Annotated in this window: 18 protein-coding genes and 1 pseudogene; 7 read left to right on the top strand and 12 right to left on the bottom strand. The window is 68.2% G+C overall.

Annotation, left to right across the window (positions count from 1 at the left end):
• Positions 1 to 186: pseudogene (locus RWO33_RS12285) on the top strand (AAA family ATPase); the annotation flags it as partial.
• Positions 183 to 1481 (top strand): DUF58 domain-containing protein, encoded by a 1299-nt coding sequence (locus tag RWO33_RS12280; protein ID WP_314105072.1) that lies wholly within the window; start codon positions 183 to 185, stop codon positions 1479 to 1481. The pseudogene RWO33_RS12285 and the gene RWO33_RS12280, both read left to right, overlap by 4 nt.
• A gap of 138 nt (positions 1482 to 1619) precedes the next feature.
• Here RWO33_RS12280 and RWO33_RS12275 read toward each other — a convergent pair whose 3' ends face one another.
• Together RWO33_RS12275 and RWO33_RS12270 are read right to left on the bottom strand one after the other, a co-directional pair.
• Entirely contained in the window at positions 1620 to 2798 is a 1179-nt protein-coding gene (locus tag RWO33_RS12275) for a glutathionylspermidine synthase family protein (protein ID WP_314105071.1), read from the bottom strand.
• A gap of 4 nt (positions 2799 to 2802) precedes the next feature.
• The gene (locus RWO33_RS12270; protein WP_145478785.1) at positions 2803 to 3369 is read right to left on the bottom strand and encodes a DUF1190 domain-containing protein; all 567 of its coding nucleotides are present in this window, start codon (positions 3367 to 3369) and stop codon (positions 2803 to 2805) included.
• Positions 3370 to 3559: 190 nt separating this feature from the next.
• Between RWO33_RS12270 and ilvD the strand changes: the two genes are divergently transcribed.
• A complete protein-coding gene (gene ilvD, locus RWO33_RS12265) occupies positions 3560 to 5392 on the top strand; it encodes a dihydroxy-acid dehydratase (protein WP_314105070.1) in 1833 nt (610 codons plus the stop codon).
• A 241-nt stretch (positions 5393 to 5633) separates the two neighbouring features.
• Here the strand turns inward: ilvD and dinG are convergent, their stop codons facing one another.
• From dinG to aroE, 3 genes are all read right to left on the bottom strand, one after another.
• On the bottom strand, positions 5634 to 7736 hold the full coding sequence (gene dinG, locus RWO33_RS12260) for an ATP-dependent DNA helicase DinG (protein ID WP_314105069.1): 2103 nt from the start codon (positions 7734 to 7736) through the stop codon (positions 5634 to 5636).
• Positions 7737 to 7858: 122 nt separating this feature from the next.
• A complete protein-coding gene (locus RWO33_RS12255; protein WP_145478779.1) occupies positions 7859 to 8203 on the bottom strand; it encodes a hypothetical protein in 345 nt (114 codons plus the stop codon).
• An 8-nt stretch (positions 8204 to 8211) separates the two neighbouring features.
• Entirely contained in the window at positions 8212 to 9054 is an 843-nt protein-coding gene (gene aroE / locus RWO33_RS12250; RefSeq protein ID WP_314105068.1) for a shikimate dehydrogenase, read from the bottom strand.
• Between the two features lie 53 nt (positions 9055 to 9107).
• Between aroE and RWO33_RS12245 the strand changes: the two genes are divergently transcribed.
• Complete coding sequence (locus RWO33_RS12245; protein ID WP_314105067.1) at positions 9108 to 9974, top strand: TolB-like protein; 867 nt, start codon at positions 9108 to 9110, stop codon at positions 9972 to 9974.
• A gap of 190 nt (positions 9975 to 10164) precedes the next feature.
• Here the strand turns inward: RWO33_RS12245 and RWO33_RS12240 are convergent, their stop codons facing one another.
• The 4 genes from RWO33_RS12240 to RWO33_RS12225 form a co-directional block, all read right to left on the bottom strand.
• Positions 10165 to 10434, bottom strand: coding sequence for an SHOCT domain-containing protein (locus RWO33_RS12240; protein ID WP_314105066.1), 270 nt, complete (start codon positions 10432 to 10434; stop codon positions 10165 to 10167).
• A 35-nt stretch (positions 10435 to 10469) separates the two neighbouring features.
• The gene (gene hemB, locus RWO33_RS12235) at positions 10470 to 11459 is read right to left on the bottom strand and encodes a porphobilinogen synthase (RefSeq protein WP_068854378.1); all 990 of its coding nucleotides are present in this window, start codon (positions 11457 to 11459) and stop codon (positions 10470 to 10472) included.
• A gap of 21 nt (positions 11460 to 11480) precedes the next feature.
• Positions 11481 to 12398: a bestrophin family ion channel gene (locus tag RWO33_RS12230; RefSeq protein ID WP_314105065.1), complete on the bottom strand. Its 918-nt coding sequence runs from the start codon at positions 12396 to 12398 to the stop codon at positions 11481 to 11483.
• A gap of 69 nt (positions 12399 to 12467) precedes the next feature.
• Entirely contained in the window at positions 12468 to 12716 is a 249-nt protein-coding gene (locus RWO33_RS12225; RefSeq protein WP_145478760.1) for a hypothetical protein, read from the bottom strand.
• A gap of 199 nt (positions 12717 to 12915) precedes the next feature.
• On the opposite strand from RWO33_RS12225, the gene RWO33_RS12220 reads away from it, so the two are divergent.
• Complete coding sequence (locus tag RWO33_RS12220) at positions 12916 to 13374, top strand: hypothetical protein (protein ID WP_314105064.1); 459 nt, start codon at positions 12916 to 12918, stop codon at positions 13372 to 13374.
• An 80-nt stretch (positions 13375 to 13454) separates the two neighbouring features.
• Here RWO33_RS12220 and RWO33_RS12215 read toward each other — a convergent pair whose 3' ends face one another.
• The 3 genes from RWO33_RS12215 to RWO33_RS12205 all read right to left on the bottom strand — a co-directional run bounded on the left by RWO33_RS12215 (position 13455) and on the right by RWO33_RS12205 (position 18450).
• Positions 13455 to 15260 carry a DUF885 domain-containing protein gene (locus RWO33_RS12215; RefSeq protein ID WP_314105063.1) on the bottom strand — a complete coding sequence of 602 codons (1806 nt, stop codon included), beginning with the start codon at positions 15258 to 15260 and terminating at the stop codon, positions 13455 to 13457.
• 112 nt (positions 15261 to 15372) lie between these two features.
• A complete protein-coding gene (locus RWO33_RS12210; RefSeq protein ID WP_314105062.1) occupies positions 15373 to 17601 on the bottom strand; it encodes a S9 family peptidase in 2229 nt (742 codons plus the stop codon).
• Positions 17602 to 17760: 159 nt separating this feature from the next.
• Positions 17761 to 18450 (bottom strand): glutathione S-transferase N-terminal domain-containing protein, encoded by a 690-nt coding sequence (locus RWO33_RS12205; RefSeq protein ID WP_314105061.1) that lies wholly within the window; start codon positions 18448 to 18450, stop codon positions 17761 to 17763.
• 107 nt (positions 18451 to 18557) lie between these two features.
• On the opposite strand from RWO33_RS12205, the gene RWO33_RS12200 reads away from it, so the two are divergent.
• Together RWO33_RS12200 and RWO33_RS12195 are read left to right on the top strand one after the other, a co-directional pair.
• Positions 18558 to 19187 (top strand): TIGR00645 family protein, encoded by a 630-nt coding sequence (locus RWO33_RS12200; protein WP_145478751.1) that lies wholly within the window; start codon positions 18558 to 18560, stop codon positions 19185 to 19187.
• A 191-nt stretch (positions 19188 to 19378) separates the two neighbouring features.
• Positions 19379 to 20061: energy transducer TonB (locus RWO33_RS12195; RefSeq protein WP_314105060.1), on the top strand; the 683-nt coding region annotated here is incomplete at its 3' end.

Below are 20061 nucleotides of genomic sequence, written 5' to 3'. Positions count from 1 at the left end.
CGCGCGGCGCGGGCGCAGGCGGTGCTGGCCGGGCGCGATTTCGTCACCCCCGACGACGTGCGCGAGATCGCCCGCCCAGCGCTGCGCCACCGCATCGCGCTGGCCCCGGAACTGCAGATTGAAGGCCAGTCGGCCGACGATGCGTTGACTGCGCTGCTGGCCAAGGTGGAAGCGCCGCGCAAATGAGGCCCGGCCCGCTGCTGCTGATGCTGCTGGTCGGCTGGGGACTGCTTGGGCTGCCGGTCGCGTTCGGCCTGCTGCCGGTGGCGGCGTGGTGGGCGTCCGCAGCGGTGATCGCCGTACTCGCACTGGTGGACCTGCTGCGGCTGCGCGCGGAGCCCTCCCCCAGCGTACAGCGCGAACTGCCCGAGGCGCTGGCGCTGAACGTCGAACGGCGGACCACGCTGCGCTTCGAATCCAGCCGCCGGCAGCGCGTGGAGGTGTTCGACCTGGTGCCCGGTGCGTGGACGCTGCAGGGCCTGCCGCGTGCGTTGACGCTGAAGCCGCTGGTGGCCAGCAGCGTGGAGTACACGTTGACCCCGACCGCGCGCGGCCGCTTCGTGTTCGACGGCGTGCACCTGCGCCTGCATGCGCCGTGGCGGATGTGGCGCCAGCGCCGCCTGCTGCCGCCGGCGCTGACCGTGCGGGTGTACCCCAACTTCGCGCCGCTGACCCGCTTTGCGTTGTTCAGTGCCGAACAGGCCTCGCGGCTGGTCGGTGCGCATCTCAAGCGCCGCCGTGGCGAAGGCACCGATTTCCACCAGATGCGCGAGTACCGCATCGGCGACAGCCTGCGCCAGATCGACTGGAAGGCGACCTCGCGCGCGCGCAAGCTGATTTCGCGCGAGTACCAGGACGAAAAGAACCAGCAGCTGGTGCTGATGATCGACACCGGTCGGCGCATGATGGCCAGCGAAGGCGGGCTGTCGCACTTCGACCACGTGCTCAACGCGTCACTGGTGGTGTCCTACCTGGCGCTGCGCCAGGGCGATGGCGTGGGCCTGTTCGCCACCGGTGGCGAGAGCCGCTGGGTGGCGCCACAGCGTGGCATGGGCGCGATCGACGCGCTGCTGCGCGCCAGCTACGACCTGCAGGCGCAACCGGTGGCCACCGATTACCTGGCCGCCGCCACCGAACTGAGCCTGCGCCAGCGCCGGCGTTCGCTGGTGATGCTGGTCACCAACGTGCGCGATGAGGATATCGAAGACCTGCTGGTGGCGGTGCGCCTGCTGCAGCGCCAGCACCTGGTGTGCGTGGCCAGCCTGCGCGAGCGCGAGCTGGACGTGGCGTTGGAGCAGGAGGTGGAAACGCTGCAGGACGCGACCCAGGCCGGTGCCATCGCGCGTTACCTGCAGCAGCGCAATGACGCGCATGAAGCACTGCGCAGCCATCGGGTGATGGTGCTGGATGTGACGGCCGATGCGCTGCCAGGCGCACTGGTGGAGCGCTACCTCGCCGTCAAACGCGACGGGTTGCTGTAGGCACGTATCGACCAACGGTCGATACCTACCGGTCGGGTTTGGCGCGGGGGGGTCGGACCGACCGCATCGCCGGTTCGATCGGGTAAACGGCCGCTTGGCCGATAGGTCACGACCGTTGGTCGTGACGCCGTTGCCCCGTCAGACGTAAATCCGCGTTGGTGCTTCGTCGATGATTGCGTGCGGGACAAACCGGGCGCTGTCGCGGGTGATGCGGCTGTCGTCTTCGCGGATGCCCATGCCGCAGGCATGGTCACCCACCACCCAGCTGCCGATCAACGGGTAGCCGCCGTCGAACGCGGTGAGCGGGTGCGCAGCCTGGCGGATCGCCGGGCCGGTGTACGGGCCTTCGCTTTCCTGCCAGCTGCCATCGGCCAGGTGCATGGCCACGTTGGCGCCTTCGCGTGAGAACAGCGGCTTGCGCACCCAGCCGGCCGGCAGCGCGCTGCCGTCGTCGAACTCGGCCGCCAGCAGGTTCGGGTGGCCCCGGTGGCGCTGCCACAGCAGCGGCAGCACGCCCTTGTTGCTCAGGATGGCCTTCCACGCCGGTTCCAGCAGCTGCACGCCCGAGGTGGGCAGCGCCTGCCCGAACGACTCGGTCATCAGGTCTTCCAGCGGATACAACTTGAACAGGCTGCCGATGACGGTGTCGTCCAGCGCGGTGAACCGGCCGTCCTCGGACAGGCCGATGTCTTCGATCGCGATCGCTTCGCCACGCAGCCCGGCCTGCGCCGCGCAGTCGCGCAGGTAGTCCACGGTGCCCTGGTCCTCTTCCGAGGCGCCCACGGCACTGAAGTACAGCGGCGGTGGCAACTGCGCGCTCAATTCGGCGAAACGGTCCACCAGCGCTTCGTGGATGGCGTTGAACTGGTCGGCCTGCGGCGGCAACCGGTTCTGGTTGCGCTGGTCTTCCAACCATTGCCACTGGAAGAACGCGGCCTCGAACAGCGAGGTCGGCGTGTCGTAATTGAGCTCGTAGAGCTTGGCCGGGCCGGTACCGTCATAGGCGAAATCCAGCCGGCCATACAGGTGCGGCTCGCGGCGGCGCCAGCTGTCGGCAATCCAGTCGCGGAACGCCGGCGGAATGGCCAGCTGGTCCATCAGCTGCTCGCTGCGGACCACCTCGTCGACCAGGTCCATGGCCATCGCATGCAGCTGCGCGCTGGGATCTTCGATGTCGTTTTCGATCTGGCGCAGGGTGAAGGCGTAGTAGGCGGTTTCATCCCAGTACGGCAGGCCGTCGATGGTGTGGAAGCGGAAGCCGGACTCGGCCGCACGAGCGCGCCACTGGCTGCGCTCGTCGATACGCACACGCTTCATCCGATCAGCCGCCGTAGCTGCTGCGGCTGCTGCTGGTGTTGCCGAAGCCGCCACGGCTTGCGGTGACCGCACGGTTCGGGGTGGCGTTGACCGGGGCGAGCCCGGCCTTGCCGGCGCCGATGCCGCTGGCGGTGTTCAGGCCACCGCTGCCGCCCGGGGCCGGGCGCGCCCAGCCCTTGGCCTTGTCCTGGTAAGCCGGTGCCGCCGCCGGGGCCTGCGCCAGGCCGGCACCGCCACGGTTGCTGAGCATCTGCGACATGAAGAAGCCCATCATCATCGGCCCGATGAACGAATGACCGGTGGAGGTCTTCTGTTCCACGCACTGTTCGGCGTTGTACTCGGCTTCGCATTCGGCACGCGAGGCGTACTTGGGGGCCGCGTCGGCCGACTGCTTCTGCGCCTCGGCAAAGGCGGTACGGCAGCTGGAGGGGTCGCCCGTGGCTTCGGTACAGGCTTCCACCGAGGTGTACAGCCCCTCCTGCGTCTGCACGCTTTCCTGCTTGGAACAGGCAGTGAACAGCAGCGGCGCGGCGCTCATCAGCAGCAGTGCGGTGGTCCTGGAACGTTTCATGGCGGTGTGCCCCCCTTTCGGTATCCCCTCAATCATGCCTGATCGGGGCCAACAACCAAAATCGGCAAAGGCGAAAAGATGAACAGCGTTTCAGGATGGCCAACAGCGTCGGTTGCAAACGCAACCGGATTTTTTCGGCAGAATCGAATGGCAACGCGCCCCCACGGCCCGCCAGATCCTGCCAGCCCCCATGCCTGAATACCGTTCCCGTACTTCCACCGCCGGCCGCAACATGGCCGGGGCCCGCGCGCTGTGGCGCGCCACCGGCATGACCGATGCGGACTTCCACAAGCCGATCATCGCCATCGCCAATTCATTTACCCAGTTCGTGCCCGGCCACGTCCACCTCAAGGACCTGGGCCAGCTGGTGGCGCGCGAGATCGAACAGGTTGGCGGCGTCGCCAAGGAGTTCAACACCATCGCGGTGGACGACGGCATCGCGATGGGCCATGACGGCATGCTGTATTCGCTGCCCAGCCGCGAGATCATCGCCGACTCGGTCGAGTACATGGTCAACGCGCACTGTGCCGACGCGCTTGTGTGCATTTCGAACTGCGACAAGATCACCCCGGGCATGCTGATGGCCGCGCTGCGGCTGAACATTCCGGTGGTGTTCGTGTCCGGCGGGCCGATGGAAGCGGGCAAGACGCGACTGGCCGAGCACAAGCTGGACCTGGTGGATGCGATGGTGATCGCCGCCGATGCCAGCGCCTCGGATGAAAAGGTCGCCGAGTACGAGCGCAGTGCCTGCCCCACCTGCGGGTCGTGTTCGGGCATGTTCACCGCCAACTCGATGAACTGCCTGACCGAAGCGTTGGGGTTGTCGCTGCCGGGCAACGGCTCGACACTGGCTACGCATGCCGACCGCGAGCAGCTGTTCCGCCGCGCCGGCCGGCTGGTGGTGGAGCTGTGCCACCGCTGGTACGGCGGCGAAGATGCCACGGCGCTGCCGCGCGGCATTGCCACGCGTGCCGCGTTCGAGAACGCGATGACGCTGGATATCGCCATGGGCGGTTCCACCAACACCATCCTGCACCTGCTGGCCGCCGCGCAGGAGGCGGAAGTGGACTTCGACCTGCATGCGATCGATGCGCTGTCGCGGCGCGTGCCGCAGCTGTGCAAGGTGGCGCCGAACACGCCGAAGTACCACATGGAGGACGTGCACCGCGCCGGTGGTGTGTTCGCGATCCTGGGGTCGCTGGCGCGCGGCGGGCTGCTGCATACCGGGGTGCCCACCGTGCACAGCCGCACCCTGGCCGACGCGATTGCGCGCTGGGACGTGGCGGTGACCGACGATGCGGGCGTGCACGAATTCTTCAGTGCCGGCCCGGCTGGCATTCCCACCCAGGTGGCTTTCAGCCAGGCTACGCGTTGGCCGTCACTGGACCTGGACCGGGCCGATGGCTGCATCCGCGATGTGGCCAACGCGTATTCCGCCGAGGGCGGGCTCGCAGTGCTGCGCGGCAACCTGGCCGAAGACGGGTGCGTGGTGAAAACCGCCGGCGTGGATGAGTCCATCCATGTGTTCGAGGGCAACGCGAAGGTGTTCGAGAGCCAGGATGCCGCGGTGCAGGGCATCCTGGCCGACGAGGTGGGCGCAGGCGATGTGGTGGTGATCCGCTATGAGGGCCCGCGCGGTGGGCCGGGCATGCAGGAGATGCTGTACCCCACCAGTTACCTGAAATCTAAGGGGCTGGGCAAACAGTGTGCGCTGCTGACCGATGGGCGCTTCTCGGGCGGAACGTCCGGGCTGTCGATCGGGCATGCGTCGCCGGAAGCGGCGGCGGGCGGCACGATCGGGCTGGTGCGCGATGGCGACCGGATCCGGATCGATATTCCGGCGCGGCGGATCGATGTGCTGGTGGATGAAGCGACGTTGGCGGTGCGGCGTGCGGAGCAGGATGCCTTGGGCTGGAAACCGCGTGAGGCACGCCCGCGCAAGGTGACCGGGGCGCTCAAGGCCTATGCGTTGTTGGCCACCAGTGCCGACAAGGGCGCGGTGCGGGATCTGGGCAGACTTTGAGTCCGCGCAGCCACGCAGGGCGTGGCTCTACGGCGTCCAGTCCCGTACGCTGGGTCGGCGCCCGTTGGTAGGGTCGCATCCCTATCGACCGCCGTTGATGTGCGGCAGCGCGATGGGGCATGAACCGTGACGGAGAAGCCTCTCCGGTGAAGATCATGCGTCCCAGTGCCGATCAGCGTTATCGGCGGTCGTTTGGGAACCGACCCTACCTTGCCTGGCGGCATTCCGTGGAAACGGCCGATCAGCCGATAACCCGCTTGAACGGCGGCAACGCGTCGATGATGCGCTTGCCGTAGCGGCGGCTGATCAGGCGCGAGTCGAGGATGATCACGCGGCCGGTGTCGGTGGAGGTGCGGATCAATCGCCCTGCGAACTGGGTCAGCGTGCGCAGCGCGTGCGGCACCGCAATCAGGTTGAACGCGTTCAAGCCACGGCTCTCGAACCATTCGCTCAGGGTGGAGGTCTGCGGATCGGTCGGCACCGCGAACGGCACCTGGGTGATCACCACCGTGGTGCAGGCCTCGCCCGGTAGATCCAGGCCCTCGCCGAACGAGTTCAAGCCGAACAGCACCGAGCCCTCGCCAGCCGAGGTGCGGCGCAGGTGTTCGTCGATCATCTTCTGCTTGGCGGTTTCGCCCTGTACCAGCACCTGCTTGCGCTGCGCGGCGGGCATCAGCTCGGCCACCTTCTCCATCTTCCAGCGCGAGGTGAACAGGACGATGCTGCCCTTGTTCCAGTCCAGCTCCTTCACCAGGTACTTGGCCACTTCCTTCGGGTGCCGGTCGCGATCATCCGGGGTCACCGGGAAGTTGGGCACGATCAGCTCGGCCTGGTTGGGCAGGTCGAACGGCGAGGCCAGCGAGACCATTTCGGCCTCGGGCGGAATGCCGTTGTCGATCGCCAGCGCCTGGAAGTCGCCGCCGCCGGTGAGCGTGGCCGAGGTCATCACCACCGAATCCACTTCGTCCCACAGCAGCTTGCGCAGCACGCTGGCGGCCGACACCGGCGAGCCGTGCAGGATCAGGTCGCCATCGCGCGACAGCGTCACCCAGCGCGCGAACGGCGGCTGGCCCTCCTTGTCTTCGCGGCGCCAGGCGGTCCACAGGTTGTGCTGCTGTTCGATCATTTCCAGCGCCATGCCCAATGTGCGCTGCAGGCGCTCGCGCGCGGCGTCTTCGGGCTTGCCCTTGGCCACCTGCGACTGCGCGGCGTGGGCCCAGTTGAACAGCGCGCGGGTGTCGTCGGCCAACGCCTCGATGTCGGCCATCCAGATCTCCGGCAGGCGTCCGTTCGGTGCGCGCCACATCGGCTCCTGCGCGCTGGGATCGGGCTGCCAGCTGCGCTCGACCACGTCGCGGAAGGCGCGCAGCTGCTTGCTGACCCGCGCGGCGACGTCGATGGCCTCGTTGGGCAGCAGGTTGCCCAGCTTGTCCTTGTCCACCGCGCGGTAGGCGGCCGCGATCACGATCTGCAGGCGCCCGGTGCGCTTGGCCATGTCGTCCAGGGCCAGGCTGGCCGCGCCCTGGTCGATGGCCACGTTGCCGATGTGGTGGCCTTCGTCGAGCACCAGCAGCATGTCCGACGGCGGCGCGATAAGCGGTTGGCCATTATCGCTTTCGCCAATGGACAGCGCCGACAGCAGCAGCGCGTGATTGGTGACCACGATCTGTGCGTCGCGCACGGTGTTGCGCGCACGCAGCACCGCGCACTGGGCGGAGTAGGCGCACTTGCGCCCGGCACAGCCGGAGGCCGGGGTGGTGATGCGCGAGCGCAGCGACGGGCTGATGGTGTCGGGCGCGTTGTCCAGGTCGCCGTTCCAGCGCCCCTCGACGAAGTCCTTGCTGAGCTTCTGCGCCAGGTCCATTTCGATCGGCGCCAGCGGCCGGTCGAACAGCGGCTGCTCGTCTTCGAACATGCCCTCCTGGGCGCCGTCGCCATGCGCCTCGGCGGCATTGCGGGTGCACAGGTAGCGGGTGCGGCCCTTGGCCAGGGCCACGGTGGCCTCCAGGCCGGTGGCCTTGAGGAAATTGGGAATGTCGCGCTCGACCAGCTGCGACTGCAGCGCCACGGTGCCGGTGCTGATCACCAGCTTTTTCTTCGTGGCCAGGGCGATCGGCACCCCGGCGGTGAGGTAGCCCAGGCTCTTGCCGACCCCGGTCGGGGCCTCGACCACGCCGACGCCGCCGCTCTGCGACAGCGCACGCGAGACCACGCCGATCATCTGGCTCTGCGAACGCCGCGTGCTGAAGCCGGGGGTATTGGCCTGCAGCTTGGCGTAGGCATCGCGGATGACGGTCTTGAGCTCGTCGTTCAGCGCGCGCGGGGCTTCAACTTTTTCGGTCACGCCGTGAGGGTCCTGCCTGGATCAGGCGGGTATTTTCTCACGTCCGGGGACCGTAACCGACGCAGGGTTTTCCGCGTCGGTTCAGATCCGTGACCGGGTACCGCGATGCCCCTGGCCTGCGCTCAGGCGGCGGGGCGGGCGCGGTTGCGCAGCGCGCGGGTCATGGCCCAGACCAGCAGCACGGTGCCCAGCGCCTCGACGATGCCCAACAGGAAGTGGCCGCCACCCAGCCACCACGACAGCGCCTGGACGTTGCCATAGTTGCCGGTTTCGACCAGCCAGACCGGCACGATGTTCAGGGCCAGCCCGGCCAGCGTGGCGACCGCCAGCAGGCCCAGCGCCCACAGCGCAACGGTGCGGATGGCACCGCGCGGGGTGTCCACCACCCAGACCAGGGAAATGCCCAGCGCGATCAGCACCGGCAAGCGTATGGCGGCCATGCCCAGCAGGCTGAGCAGGAGATCCATGCTGGCGTTCATTCCGCCGCCGCCAGCGCAGCACGCTCGCGCAGCTTTTTGTAGACCTCGTCGGTTTCCGGGCGCGTTTCATGCCACTGCAGGAAACTGGTGGCGGCCTGCTCGACCAGCATGCCGAGGCCGTCGACAGTGTTGCGGCAGCCCATTGCGCGCGCCCACGCCAGGAAGGCAATGGCAGCCTCGCCGTAGTTCAGGTCCACTGCGGTGGTCATGCTGTTGACCAGCGACATCGGCAGCACGAAGTTGGCCGTGGGATCGCGGCCGGCGGAGGTGGCATTGACGATCAGTTCGAAATCGCCAAGGGCATCCAGGTCTTCCCAGTGGCGGGTCTTGGCGCGGTCCGGCTCACCGATGGCGTCCACCAGCTCGTCTGCGCGTTCGGAGGTGCGGTTGACCACCATGAGCTCGAGGATGCCGGCGTCCAGAAGGGCCGGGGCAACGCTGCGCGCCGAGCCACCGGCGCCGAGCAGCAGCACGCGGCGACCACGCAGGTCCAGCAGGTGCCGTTCGGTGAGGTCGCGCACCAGGCCGACGCCGTCGGTGGTATCGCCGTGCCAGCTGTCGCCCTTGCGCAGCAGCGTGTTGACCGAACCGGCCAACTTGGCCCGCGAGGTGAACGTCCTGCACAGCGCGAAGGCGACTTCCTTGAGCGGCGCGGTCACGTTGGCACCCATGCCGCCGTCGGCGGCGAACGCCTCCAGCACGGCCGGGAACTGCGCGGCACTGGCTTCAATGGCCTGGTAGTCCAGCGCGATGCCTTCCTGGCGGGCGAACTCGGTGTGGATGTACGGCGACAGCGAGTGGGCGATGGGCTGGCCGAATACGGCGTAACGGGCGGTCATGGGTGTCTTAAACTCCGGCCTGGATTGAAACACGAACCCCAATGGAAGCGACGATGCGCACTCCCTTGTCTCTGCTCGCGCTGAGCGTGAGTTTACTCTCCGCACCCGGCGCGATGGCGCTTTCCGAATTCGGCATCGAAGGCATGGGCGTGGTCTCGACCAAGGCCAACGAGGCGCAGGCCACGATTTCCCCGGACGGGCAGCGCATCGTGTGGGCCAGCGACCGGCCGGGCGGCGCCGGCGGCTGGGACCTGTGGCAGGCCCGGCTGCGCGACGGGCGCTGGCAGGATCCGGCGCCGCTGGCGTTGAATACGGCGGGCGACGAGACCGATCCCTTTTTCAGCCATGACGGGACCACGCTGTGGTTTGCCTCCAACCGCGCCGGCGGGCGCGGTGGCTTCGACCTGTACCGGGTGGCGGTGCTGGCCGACGGTGGGGCGGGCCCGGTGACGGCGCTGCCGGAGTCGATCAACACCTGCGCCGATGAGCGCCGGCCTGCCCTGCGCGCGGATGGGCAGGCGCTGCTGTTCGCCCGCAATGGCAAGGGTGGCCAGGGCGGGTTCGACCTGTATCGCGCCGCAGTGCGGGGCAGCGACGTAGCGGAGGTCGTGGCACTGCCGGCACCGCTCAACAGCGCGGCCGACGAACTGGGGGGCGATTGGCTGGGCACGGGCGGGGCGCTGTTGTTCACCCGCGTGGCGGATGGGCATTCGCAGGTCTGGCAGGTGGGCTGCGATTACGGCACGGCGGCGGTGCCGCTGGGGCTGTCGTTCAATACCGCCGACGGGCAGACCGGCGCGCCGGTGGTGGATGCGTCCAAGCCCAGCGAGCTGGTGGTGGCCGGGCAGGCGCGGTCGCCCAGGGCGGGCGGGTTGGATCTGTATAGATTGCGGACGCCCGCAGTGACTGCATGCCGGTAGGGTCGCATCCCTATCGACCGCCGATAACGTTGGTCACCGCGGTAGGGCATTACCTGTGAAGGAAAGGCCTCGCCGGTGAGGGTCATGCGTCCCAGCGCCGATCAATGCCATCGGCGGTCGTTTGGGAACCGACCCTACCCGCCGGTGCATCGACATCCGGTGCGGGCACACCCGGCCGGTGCGGCGGTGTTCAGTGCGCGCGCAGCAGCGCGGCGCGCTGCTGTTCGTACTCGGCTTCGCTGATCTCGCCGTTGTCCTTGCGCTGGTTCAGCGCGGCCAGTTCGGCCTGCACCGTGGGCGACAGGTTGGCTTCGCGGGCCAGGCGGGCGGCGGCCGACGGTTGTTCCGGCGCGCGCCGGGAGGCACGCACCGCGCTGCGGATGATCAGGCCGATCACCACCGCGAACACGGTGACCCCGGTGCCCCAGGTCAGCCACTGCACCCATCCCATCGTCTGCATCGTCGTCGTCCTGTTGTACGTAATGGCGGGTATTGTCAGCGCTCGCGCAGCCAACGCGCCACCTGCGGGGCGAAATAGGTCAGCACGCCATCGGCACCGGCCCGCTTGAAACCGATCAGCGACTCCAGCACGCAGGCGCGTTCGTCCAGCCAGCCATTGGCGAAGGCCGCCTTCATCATCGCGTACTCGCCGCTGACCTGGTACGCGAAGGTCGGCACGCCGAACTGCTGCTTCACCCGCCGCACCAGGTCCAGGTAGGGCATGCCCGGCTTGACCATCACCATGTCCGCGCCCTCCTCCAGGTCCAGCGCGATTTCGCGCATGGCCTCGTCGCCGTTGGCCGGATCCATCTGGTAGGTCTTCTTGTCGGCCTTGCCGAGGCTGGCCGAGCTGCCCACCGCGTCGCGGAACGGACCGTAGAACGCCGAGGCGTACTTGGCCGAGTACGCCATGATGCGCACGTTGACGTGGTTCTGGGCGTCCAGCGCACGGCGGATCGCGCCGATGCGGCCGTCCATCATGTCCGACGGCGAGATGATGTCCACCCCGGCCTCGGCGTGCGACAGCGACTGCTTCACCAGCGCGGCTACGGTGATGTCGTTGAGCACATAGCCCTTGTCGTCGATGATCCCGTCCTGGCCGTGCGTGGTGTACGGGTCCAGTGCCACGTCGGTCATCACCCCCAGCTCGGGAAAACGCGACTTCAGCGCGCGGATCGCACGCTGCGCCAGACCGTTTTCATCCCACGCCGCGGCCGCATCCAGCGATTTGCCGGCCGGGTCGATCACCGGGAACAGGTCGATCACCGGAATGCCCAGCTCCAGCGCTTCTTCGGCCACTTTCAGCAGCTCATCGATGGACAGGCGTTCCACGCCCGGCATCGACGCCACCGGCGCGCGCCCGGCCAGTTCGTGCACGAACACCGGGTAGATCAGGTCGTCGGTGGTCAGCGTGTTCTCGCGCATCAGGCGGCGCGAGAACTCGTCGTGGCGCATGCGGCGGGGGCGATAGTCGGGGTGGGCCATGGAATGCTCCAACGGGGTGGGTTACTGCAGCAGGTAGCGCTGCGGTTGCAGGGGCTCCGGCAGCGGGCGCACGCCCAGGCTGTCGAGCAGGTCGATTTCGATGGTGCGCACCATCGCATCCAGCGGCAGGTCGTTCGGTTCCAGTCCGAACGGCTCTTCCATCTCTTCGCCCAGCTGGTCCAGCCCGAAGAAGGCGTACGCCAGCACCGCCGACACCACCGGGGTGGCCCAGCCCAGCGAACTGGCCAGGCCGAACGGAAGCAGCACGCAGAACATCCAGGCGCAGCGGTGCAGCAGCAGGGTGTAGGCGAACGGCAGGGGAGTCAGCCGGATGCGCTCGCAGCCGGCCTGGACGCTGGAGAGCGCATGCAGGCGGGCTTCGAACTGGGAAAACAGGATGCTGTCGATGTCGCCGGCGCGCAGCGCCGCCGAGGCTTCCGCCGCGATCATCGCCAGCAGCTGGTCGGGTACGTTCTGGCGCTGCGCATAGCGGTCCCGGTCGGCCTCCGGCACCCACGGCAGCCCGGCCAGCGCGGCGTCCTGCCCGCGCAGGCGGGCGGCCAGCGCATGCGCGAACCCGATCCCCAGGCGACAGATGCGGTCGGCACGCGCCGGCTGTCCGGCCAGCAGCGTGCTGCACAGGCGCGCCAGGCTGCGCAGCTCATAGATGAGCTGGCCCCAGAGCTTGCGCGCTTCCCACCAGCGGTCGAAGCAGGCGTTGTTGCGGAAGCTGAGGAAGATCGACAGCACCAGCCCGAGCAGGGTGAACGGGGCCACCGAGACCCGCTCGATGCCGGGCGGGTGGGCCCACTCGGCGAAAGCGGCCACGGCAACGGCGAGCACGAAGATCGCCGCCACCTTGGGCGCGATGGCAGGCACGATGGAGCCGCGCAAGATGTACAGCAGCTGCCAGCCGTGGGGGCGGGGACGAATGATCATGGGGCACGCATTCTACGCCCTTGCCTGCGACACCTTCGCCAGTGCGACCCTACGTCGCACGCAGGACCGTCAGATGACCCCACCGCCCAGCGACAACCGTACGATTCCCACCACCACCACCACGGCATTCAGCAGCAGGCCGGTCCAGGCGCGGCCGCGCTTGGTCGGGTGGGTGAACAGGATGCCCAGCGCGCCGATCACCGCGCCCACTGCGGCGAACGGAATCAGGAACCAGTTGCCCCAGCCCAGCAGCGGTATCAGCGCCAGGATCATCCACAACAGCGCCAGCACGCCCCACAGCAGACTGATCAGTCCCATGCCCCTTTCCCCTTCCTGAAAATGCTCGCGGCAGCGTAGCGACCACGCCGCCAGCGGCGCGTGATGGCGGTGGCAAGAACGGGATGCGGCAGGCTCACTGCGGCGGTGGTACGGTTTGCCGGAACAGGTTGGCGCGGATTCAGCGGCCAGCCCGGATGATCCAGGCGCAGGCCGACCAGGCCCTACAAGGGGTAGACCCATGAACATTCGAATCCTTCCGCTGCTCGGCGTGCTGCTGGTGATGACCGGCTGCGCCAACACGTCCCGGGTGATGCTGGGCCAGACTCGCCCCCCTACCGACCCGGCACTGGTGCAGATCTATTCCACCCCGCCGCCGGGCTCGGTCGAAATCGCGCAGCTGGAGTCCTCCAGCGCGGTGGGCTTCGGCACCCAGGGCCAGACCGATGCGGCCGTGGCGCGGCTGAAGAAGGAAGCGGCGGCGCTGGGCGCCAATGGGGTGATCCTGATGGGCGTGGCGTCCAGCAGTTCCGGCGGCGGCCTCTCGGTCGGCGGCGGCAGTTACGGCTCGCACAGCGGCGGCGGCGTGGGGATCGGCATTCCGACCACCCAGCGGCGCGCAGCCGGCGTGGCGATATGGGTGCCCAACCCGCCGCCGGCGGAGCGGTTGCCGGTGCAGACGATCACGCCGACGCGGTGAAAGCGGGTCACGACCAACGGTCGTGACCTACCACAGGGTCGGTAGGCCACGACCATTGGTCGTGGCCCACGCGGAGGTGATTACTTTGCCTTGTACCGCGGAATGAACACTTCGTTGACCGCCTTGGCCAGCTGGTCCGGCGGCAGCAGGCCCTGGTCGAGCAGGAAGTTGTTGAAGGCCAGGCGGTCGAACTTCTCGCCCAGCGCCAGCTCGGTCTGCATGCGCAGTTCCAGGATGCGGGTGTAGCCGTAGAAGTAGCTGCCTGCCTGGCCGGGCATGCGCACCATGTAGCGGTCCAGTTCCTGGGTCGCCATCGCCTTGGACAGGCCGACTTCTTCGATCAGCACGCGCTCGGCCTTGGGACGGTCGATCAGGCCCAGGTTGAGCATCGGGTCGAGCATCGCGCGGGCGGCACGCAGCAGGCGGAACTGCAGGGCGATCAGCTGCCCGTCCAGCGGTTCGTACGGCACCATTTCGGCTTCCGCGTACAGTGCCCAGCCTTCCACGTTGACCGAGTTGAACGCGAACATGGTGCGCGCCAGCGAGACGCCGCGCTCCACCATCGCGGTGAACTGCAGCTCATGGCCGGGGCGGCCTTCGTGCGCGCTCAGCGTCCACGCCGCCGAGCCGAAATTGAAGTCGTCGTACTGCGCGGCCTTGTCGCCGGCGGCGGGGTTGCCCAGCGGCAGCACGAAGGTGCCCTGCTGGCCGGTGTTGCCGACCAGCGGCGCGGGCAGGAAATGCGGCGCCGGCGAGGCAGCGCTTTCGGCGGCCGAGCCCAGGCGCATCTGCATCGGGCGCTGCGGCACGTCGACGATCTTCTGTTCGCGGATGATCGGGTCGATCGCATCGATCACGCCACGGTAGTGGTGCTCGAGCTGGTCGTCGGCGATCTTGTCGCCCTTCAACGCGCGGATCACCGCCACCGGGTCGGTCGGGTCGGACACCTTCAGGCCCTTGGCCTTCACCACGAGCGGGGCGAGCTGGCGCATCGCCGAACGGGTTTCCATGAATTCCAGCTGCGCACGCTGCATCAGCAGCTGCGGGTCGATGTCGATGCCCACGCGCTTGAGCTGGAACGCATACAGCGGCGCCGGCAGGCGCGCGTCGGCGCGGGCCTTGGGCAGGACCTCGGCCCGGGTCCAGTCGCGGTACTCGCGCAGCTGGGTGGCGATGGTCTTCAGTGCTTCGTCGGCACCGGCGACCTTGTACTTGTCGAACAGCTTTTCGATGCCGGTGATGTAGGTGTCGACGTTGGCCAGCGACTGCTCGACCTCGATCTTCGTCGGCTGCAGCAGGCTGCCGGCGGCCAGGCGCTCTTCATAGCGCTGGCGCGACAGCGTGGTGATGGCGGTAGTGCCCGGCGCCAGGCCGGCGTAGGCCTTCAAACGGTCCAGCGCCTTGGCGCGGCGCTCGGCCGGTACTTGGTCGGACAGCAGCAGGTTGATGCCGCTGAACACGGTCTGCGGGGTGTCGCTCCACGGCAGCAGGTACTTTTCGTTGAGCTCGCTGCCTTCGATGCTCTCGTTGGCCGCGGCGATCATGATCGCCAGGTCCTGGCGCACGTTCGGGTCGCGCTCTGTGGCCAGCTTCGCCTGCAGCGTGTCGCGGGCCTTGGCCATCGCCGCGCGGTAGCGCTTGGCGTTGTCCGGGCCGAAATCGGCGACCTTGTCGTCGTAGCCGGGGACGCCGAAGAAGCCGGTTTCTTCCGGCTGGAACGGACCCTGCGCATCGAGCAGGATCTGCGCCAGCTCATTGCTGCGCGCGACCCATGCAGGCGTGGCCGGCGCCTTCTTGACCGCAGGGGTGACAGCGAAGGCCGGCGGCGCACTGAGCGCGGCGGGGACGAAAAGGGCCAACGCAACGGCAAGGGCAAGCGGCTTCATGCAGGACTCCGAGGGGCGGTATTCCTGCGACCCTACGCACTCCTGCCGGACGCGGCAATCGGCCGGAGGTCATGACCCCCGCCGGGCGGGGGTGGCGGGGGCATCGACCGGGTTACGGGGTCAGGCAGCGGGCCAGGAAATCCTCGGCCAGGCGGTAACGGTGCAGCGCGTTGCTGCCGGACAGGCCGTGCTTGGCCCCCGGGTAGGTCATCAGCTCGAACGGCTGGCCACGCTTCTGCAGCGCGCTCATCAGCTCGGTGGAGTTGGTGAACAGCACGTTGTCGTCGGCCATGCCGTGGATCAGCAGCAGCCGCGAGCGCAGGCCGTCGATGTGGGCCAGCACGCGGGCCTCCTCATAGCCCTTGGCATTGCGGGCCGGCAGGTCCATGTAGCGCTCGGTGTAGTGGGTGTCGTACAGCCCCCAGTCGGTCACCGGCGCCCCGGCCACGCCACAGGCGTACTGGTCCGACGCCTTGGCCAGCAGCATCAGGGTCATGTAACCGCCGTTGGACCAGCCCTGCACGCCGATCCGCGCCGGGTCCACCCACGGCTGCCGCTTCAGCCATTCCACGCCCTTGAGCTGGTCGGCCACTTCCACCGTGCCCTGCACACCGTACAGCGCGCCGCCGAAATCGCGGCCACGACGCGGGGTGCCGCGGTTGTCGAGCGAGAACACCACGTAGCCGTGCTGGGCGAGGTACTGGTTGAAGAGATGGTCGCCACGGCCGGGCCAGCTGTCGGTGACGGTCTGGCTGGCCGGGCCGCCATATACGTACACCGCCACGGGGTAGCGCTTGGACGGATCGAAGCCGGTCGGCTTGATCAGGCTGTAGTTCAGCGGAGTGCGGCCGTCGGCCGCGCTGAGGGTGCCGAACTCGACCGGGCGCTGCGCGTCCAGGTAGCGTGCGTACGGATGAGCGGGATCCTGCAGGTTGTTTTCCACCAGCGTGGCGATTTTTTCACCGTTGGCACGGTGCAGCGCGATCTGCGGCGGCGTGGTGGTGTTGGACCAGCTGTCCACGTACACGCTGGCATTCTTCGCGAAGCTGGCACTGTGCATGCCCGGCGCCTGCGACAGGCGCTGCAGCGGGCCGCCCTGCAGGGGCACGGCGTAGATCTGGCTTTCGCGCGAGGAGTCCACGCCGGCACGGAAGTAGACCTTGCCGGCGGCTTCGTCGACCGCGAGCAGTTCGTCCACCGGCCAGTTGCCGGAGGTCAGCGCGGTGACGGTCCTGCCGTCATCGGACACGCGGTACAGGTGCTGGAAGCCGCTGCGTTCGGACGACCACAGGAAGCCGCCCTGGGCGAGGAAGTGCAGGCTGTTGTGCAGCGGCACCCAGGTCGGCGAGGTTTCGGTGGCCAGCGTGTGCTGTCTGCCGCTCTGCAGGTCGGCCTGGATCAGCTCCAGGGTCTTCTGGTCGCGCGACTGGCGCTGGAAGGTCAGGCGCTGCGGGTCGCGCCAATCGACGCGGGCCAGGTAGATGTCCGGGTTGCGGCCAAGGTCGACCCAGCGCGGCGCGGCATCGGCACGCGGGGCGACCACGCCCAGCTTGACGGTGACGTTGTGGTCGCCGGCGGCCGGGTAGCGCTGTTCGATCATTTCGGTGCGGTCGGCGTACATCTCATAGCGCTTCTGCACCGGCACCGGCGATTCGTCGATGCGCGCGAAGGCGATGGCCGAGTCGTCCGGCGCCCACCAGTAACCGGTGTGGCGGTCCATCTCCTCGTCGGCGACGAACTCAGCCACGCCGTTGCCGATGGTGTCGCTGCCATCGCGGGTGAGCTGGACCTGCTTGCCGCTGGCCAGGTCGATCACCCACAGGTTGCGCTCGCGCACGAAGCTGACGAAACCGCCCTTCGGCGACAGCTTGGCGTCGGTGGCGAACCCTTCGCCGTGGGTGAGCTGGCGCACGGCGGCCTTGCCCTGCTTGCCCAGGTCGTACAGGTACAGCTCGCCGCCCAGCGGGAACAGCAGGGTGCGTGCATCGGGCGACCACTGGTAATCGACGATGCCGGTCATGGCGGCGATGCGCTGGCGTTCGCGGCGCGCCTTTTCGGCATCGCTCAGGGTTTCATCGCCGGGCAGCACCACCTTGGAATCGACCAGCAGGCGGGTCTGGCCGCTGCCGATGTCGTAGGCCCACAGGTCCAGCTGGTTGCGGTCGGCTTCCTTGCCGCGCAGGAAGCTCACCCGCGAGCCGTCCGGGGCCACCTTGGGCTTCATCAGGGTCGGGCCGGACAGCGGCAACGGGCCCGTGATGGCATCCAGGGTGAGCTTTTCGGCGTGGGCGATGGTGGTGGAGGCGAGCATGAGGGCGAGCGAGGCTACAAGGTGGCGCATGGAATCTTCCGGCGGCGGCTGGGCGTTCCCGGTCCGGTGGGGCGGTCGGGAGCGGGCCATCGTAACCAAAACCGGGGCGCGGGTGCCGGGGGGGTACCGGGGGGTAGAGCCGACTGTCAGTCGGCTCTACCGCGGCAAACCGGCGGCGATGCCGCCTGGTTACCGCTGGCCGAAAAGGTGCTTGCGCTCTTCTTCGCTCAGGGGCTTGCCGGCGTCCGGGTTCACCTTGTGCTTCAGCGCGTAGGCGCGCTGGGTGGCCGGGCGCGCGGCGATGGCGTCGTGCCAGCGCTTCAGGTTCGGGAACGCGGCGAAGTCCGGGGGCAGCTTGTCGTACGCGCCGATCCACGGGTAGCTGGCCATGTCGGCGATGCTGTAGTCGTCCCCGGCCAGGAACGCGCTGCTGGCCAGGCGCTTGTCCATCACCCCGTGCAGGCGGCGCACTTCGTTCCCGTAACGCTCGATCGCGTACGGAATCTGCTCCGGGGCGTACACGGTGAAGTGGCCCATCTGGCCGCTCATCGGTCCCAGCCCAGCCATCTGCCAGAACAGCCACTCCAGCACCGCCACCCGGCCGCGGGTGTCGGCCGGCAGGAATTTTCCGGTCTTCTCGGCCAGGTACAGCAGGATCGCGCCCGACTCGAACACGCTCTGCGGAGCGCCGCCGTCGGTCGGCTGGTGGTCGACCAGCGCGGGCATCTTGTTGTTGGGGGAAATCGCCAGGAATTCCGGCTTGAACTGGTCGCCGCTGCCGATGTTCACCGGCTTGAGGGTGTACGGCAGGCCCAGCTCCTCCAGCAGCAGGGTGACTTTGTGGCCGTTCGGGGTAGGCCAGTAATACAGGTCGATCATGACAGGACCCAGCGGTTCAGGAATCCCGAGTCTAGTGCGTCAGTTGGCTTGGCAGGGTCATGAAGGCCCGCTACTCTGCGGCGTCCCCCGCAACGCAGCATTCCAGCATGAGCTCGACCGAAAAGCCCATCAGCCCCCTGTCGTCCCTGATCTTCGCCTCGCGCTGGCTGCAGCTGCCGCTGTACCTGGGCCTGATCCTGGCGCAGTGCGTCTACGTGTTCCTGTTCGGCAAGGAGCTGTGGCACCTGCTGCACAAGGCCAACAGCATGGGCGAGCAGGAAATCATGCTGCTGGTGCTGGGCCTGATCGACGTGGTGATGATCTCCAACCTGCTGGTGATGGTCATCGTGGGCGGCTATGAAACCTTCGTTTCGCGCCTGCGCCTGGAGAACCACCCCGATCAGCCGGAGTGGCTGAGCCACGTCAACGCCAGCGTGCTGAAGGTGAAGCTGGCCCTGTCGATCATCGGCATCTCCTCGATCCACCTGCTCAAGACCTTCATTGGCGCGGGCAACCTGGAGGGCGTGCCGCTGTGCCGGACCGAGGCCTACTATGCCGCTGCCGCGGACATGGTGGCCAAGTACGGCCCGGACGCCACCCTGGTGTGCACCACCATGACCGGCACCGGCGTGATGTGGCAGACCATCATCCATGCCGCATTCATCCTGTCGGCGATCGGCATCGCCTACACCGACAAGCTGATGTCCCACACGCCGAGCAAGTCGCTGGCGCACTGACCAGACACCCCGGCGTCGGCAGGGCCGCACCCGCTGCCGCCCTGCCCTGCCCCGCGCCCTGCCAAGCAGGGCGCGGGGATGCTAGATTGGGCACCTGCTGTACCGCGCCGGACGCTGGGAAACGTCCTGGGGCTTCGGTCGGCCTGACCGCATCAGGCCTTACGTATCGTCGTTCTTCAAAGGGGAGTTGGATGTCGCACGTCAACACGAACGCCAAGGCGCGCCTGCTGGTGCCGCTGACCCTGGTGGTGGCTCTGGCCGCCTGCTCGGGCAAGGATGAATCCGCACCGGCCACGACTGCACCGGCCGCACCGACCGCAACTGCACCGGCCGCCACGCCGGCACCGGCCGTTTCGGCCGAGGTCCAGTCGAAGGGTCCTGAGGAACTGCGCGAGCTGGCCAGCAAGGCCCTGCGCGAGAACCGCATGTACGCCCCGGCCGGCGACAACGCCATGGAGTACTACCTGGCGCTGCGCGAAAAGACCCCGGACGACGCCTCGATCAAGAGCGCGCTGACCGACCTGCAGCCGTACACCCTGATCGCCGCCGAGCAGAGCCTGGCCCGCGAAGACTTCGCCGAAGGCCAGCGCCTGGTCGCGCTGATCGAGAAGGTGGATCCCACCGCACCGGCCCTGCCGCGCCTGAAGAGCGGGATCACCAAGGGCATGGAAACCGCGCTGACCCGGACCCAGGAAGAGACCGACAAGGTCAAGAAGGACGCCGAGAACAAGGCCAAGCAGCTCGCCGACCAGCAGCGCCAGCAGCAGGCGAGCGAGGCCGAAGCGGCCAGGCAGATCGCCGCGCAGCAGGATGCCGCCCGCCGTGAAAGCGAGCGCCAGGACGGCGAACGCCAGGCCGCGGCGCGCCGCGAAGC

The sequence above is a fragment of the uncultured Stenotrophomonas sp. genome (genome assembly GCF_963519925.1).
In the GTDB taxonomy this organism is placed as follows: Bacteria; Pseudomonadota; Gammaproteobacteria; order Xanthomonadales; family Xanthomonadaceae; genus Stenotrophomonas; species Stenotrophomonas maltophilia_AE.
The sequence above is the reverse complement of the archived record's forward strand: the minus strand, read 5'-3'. Positions and strand labels throughout refer to the sequence as shown.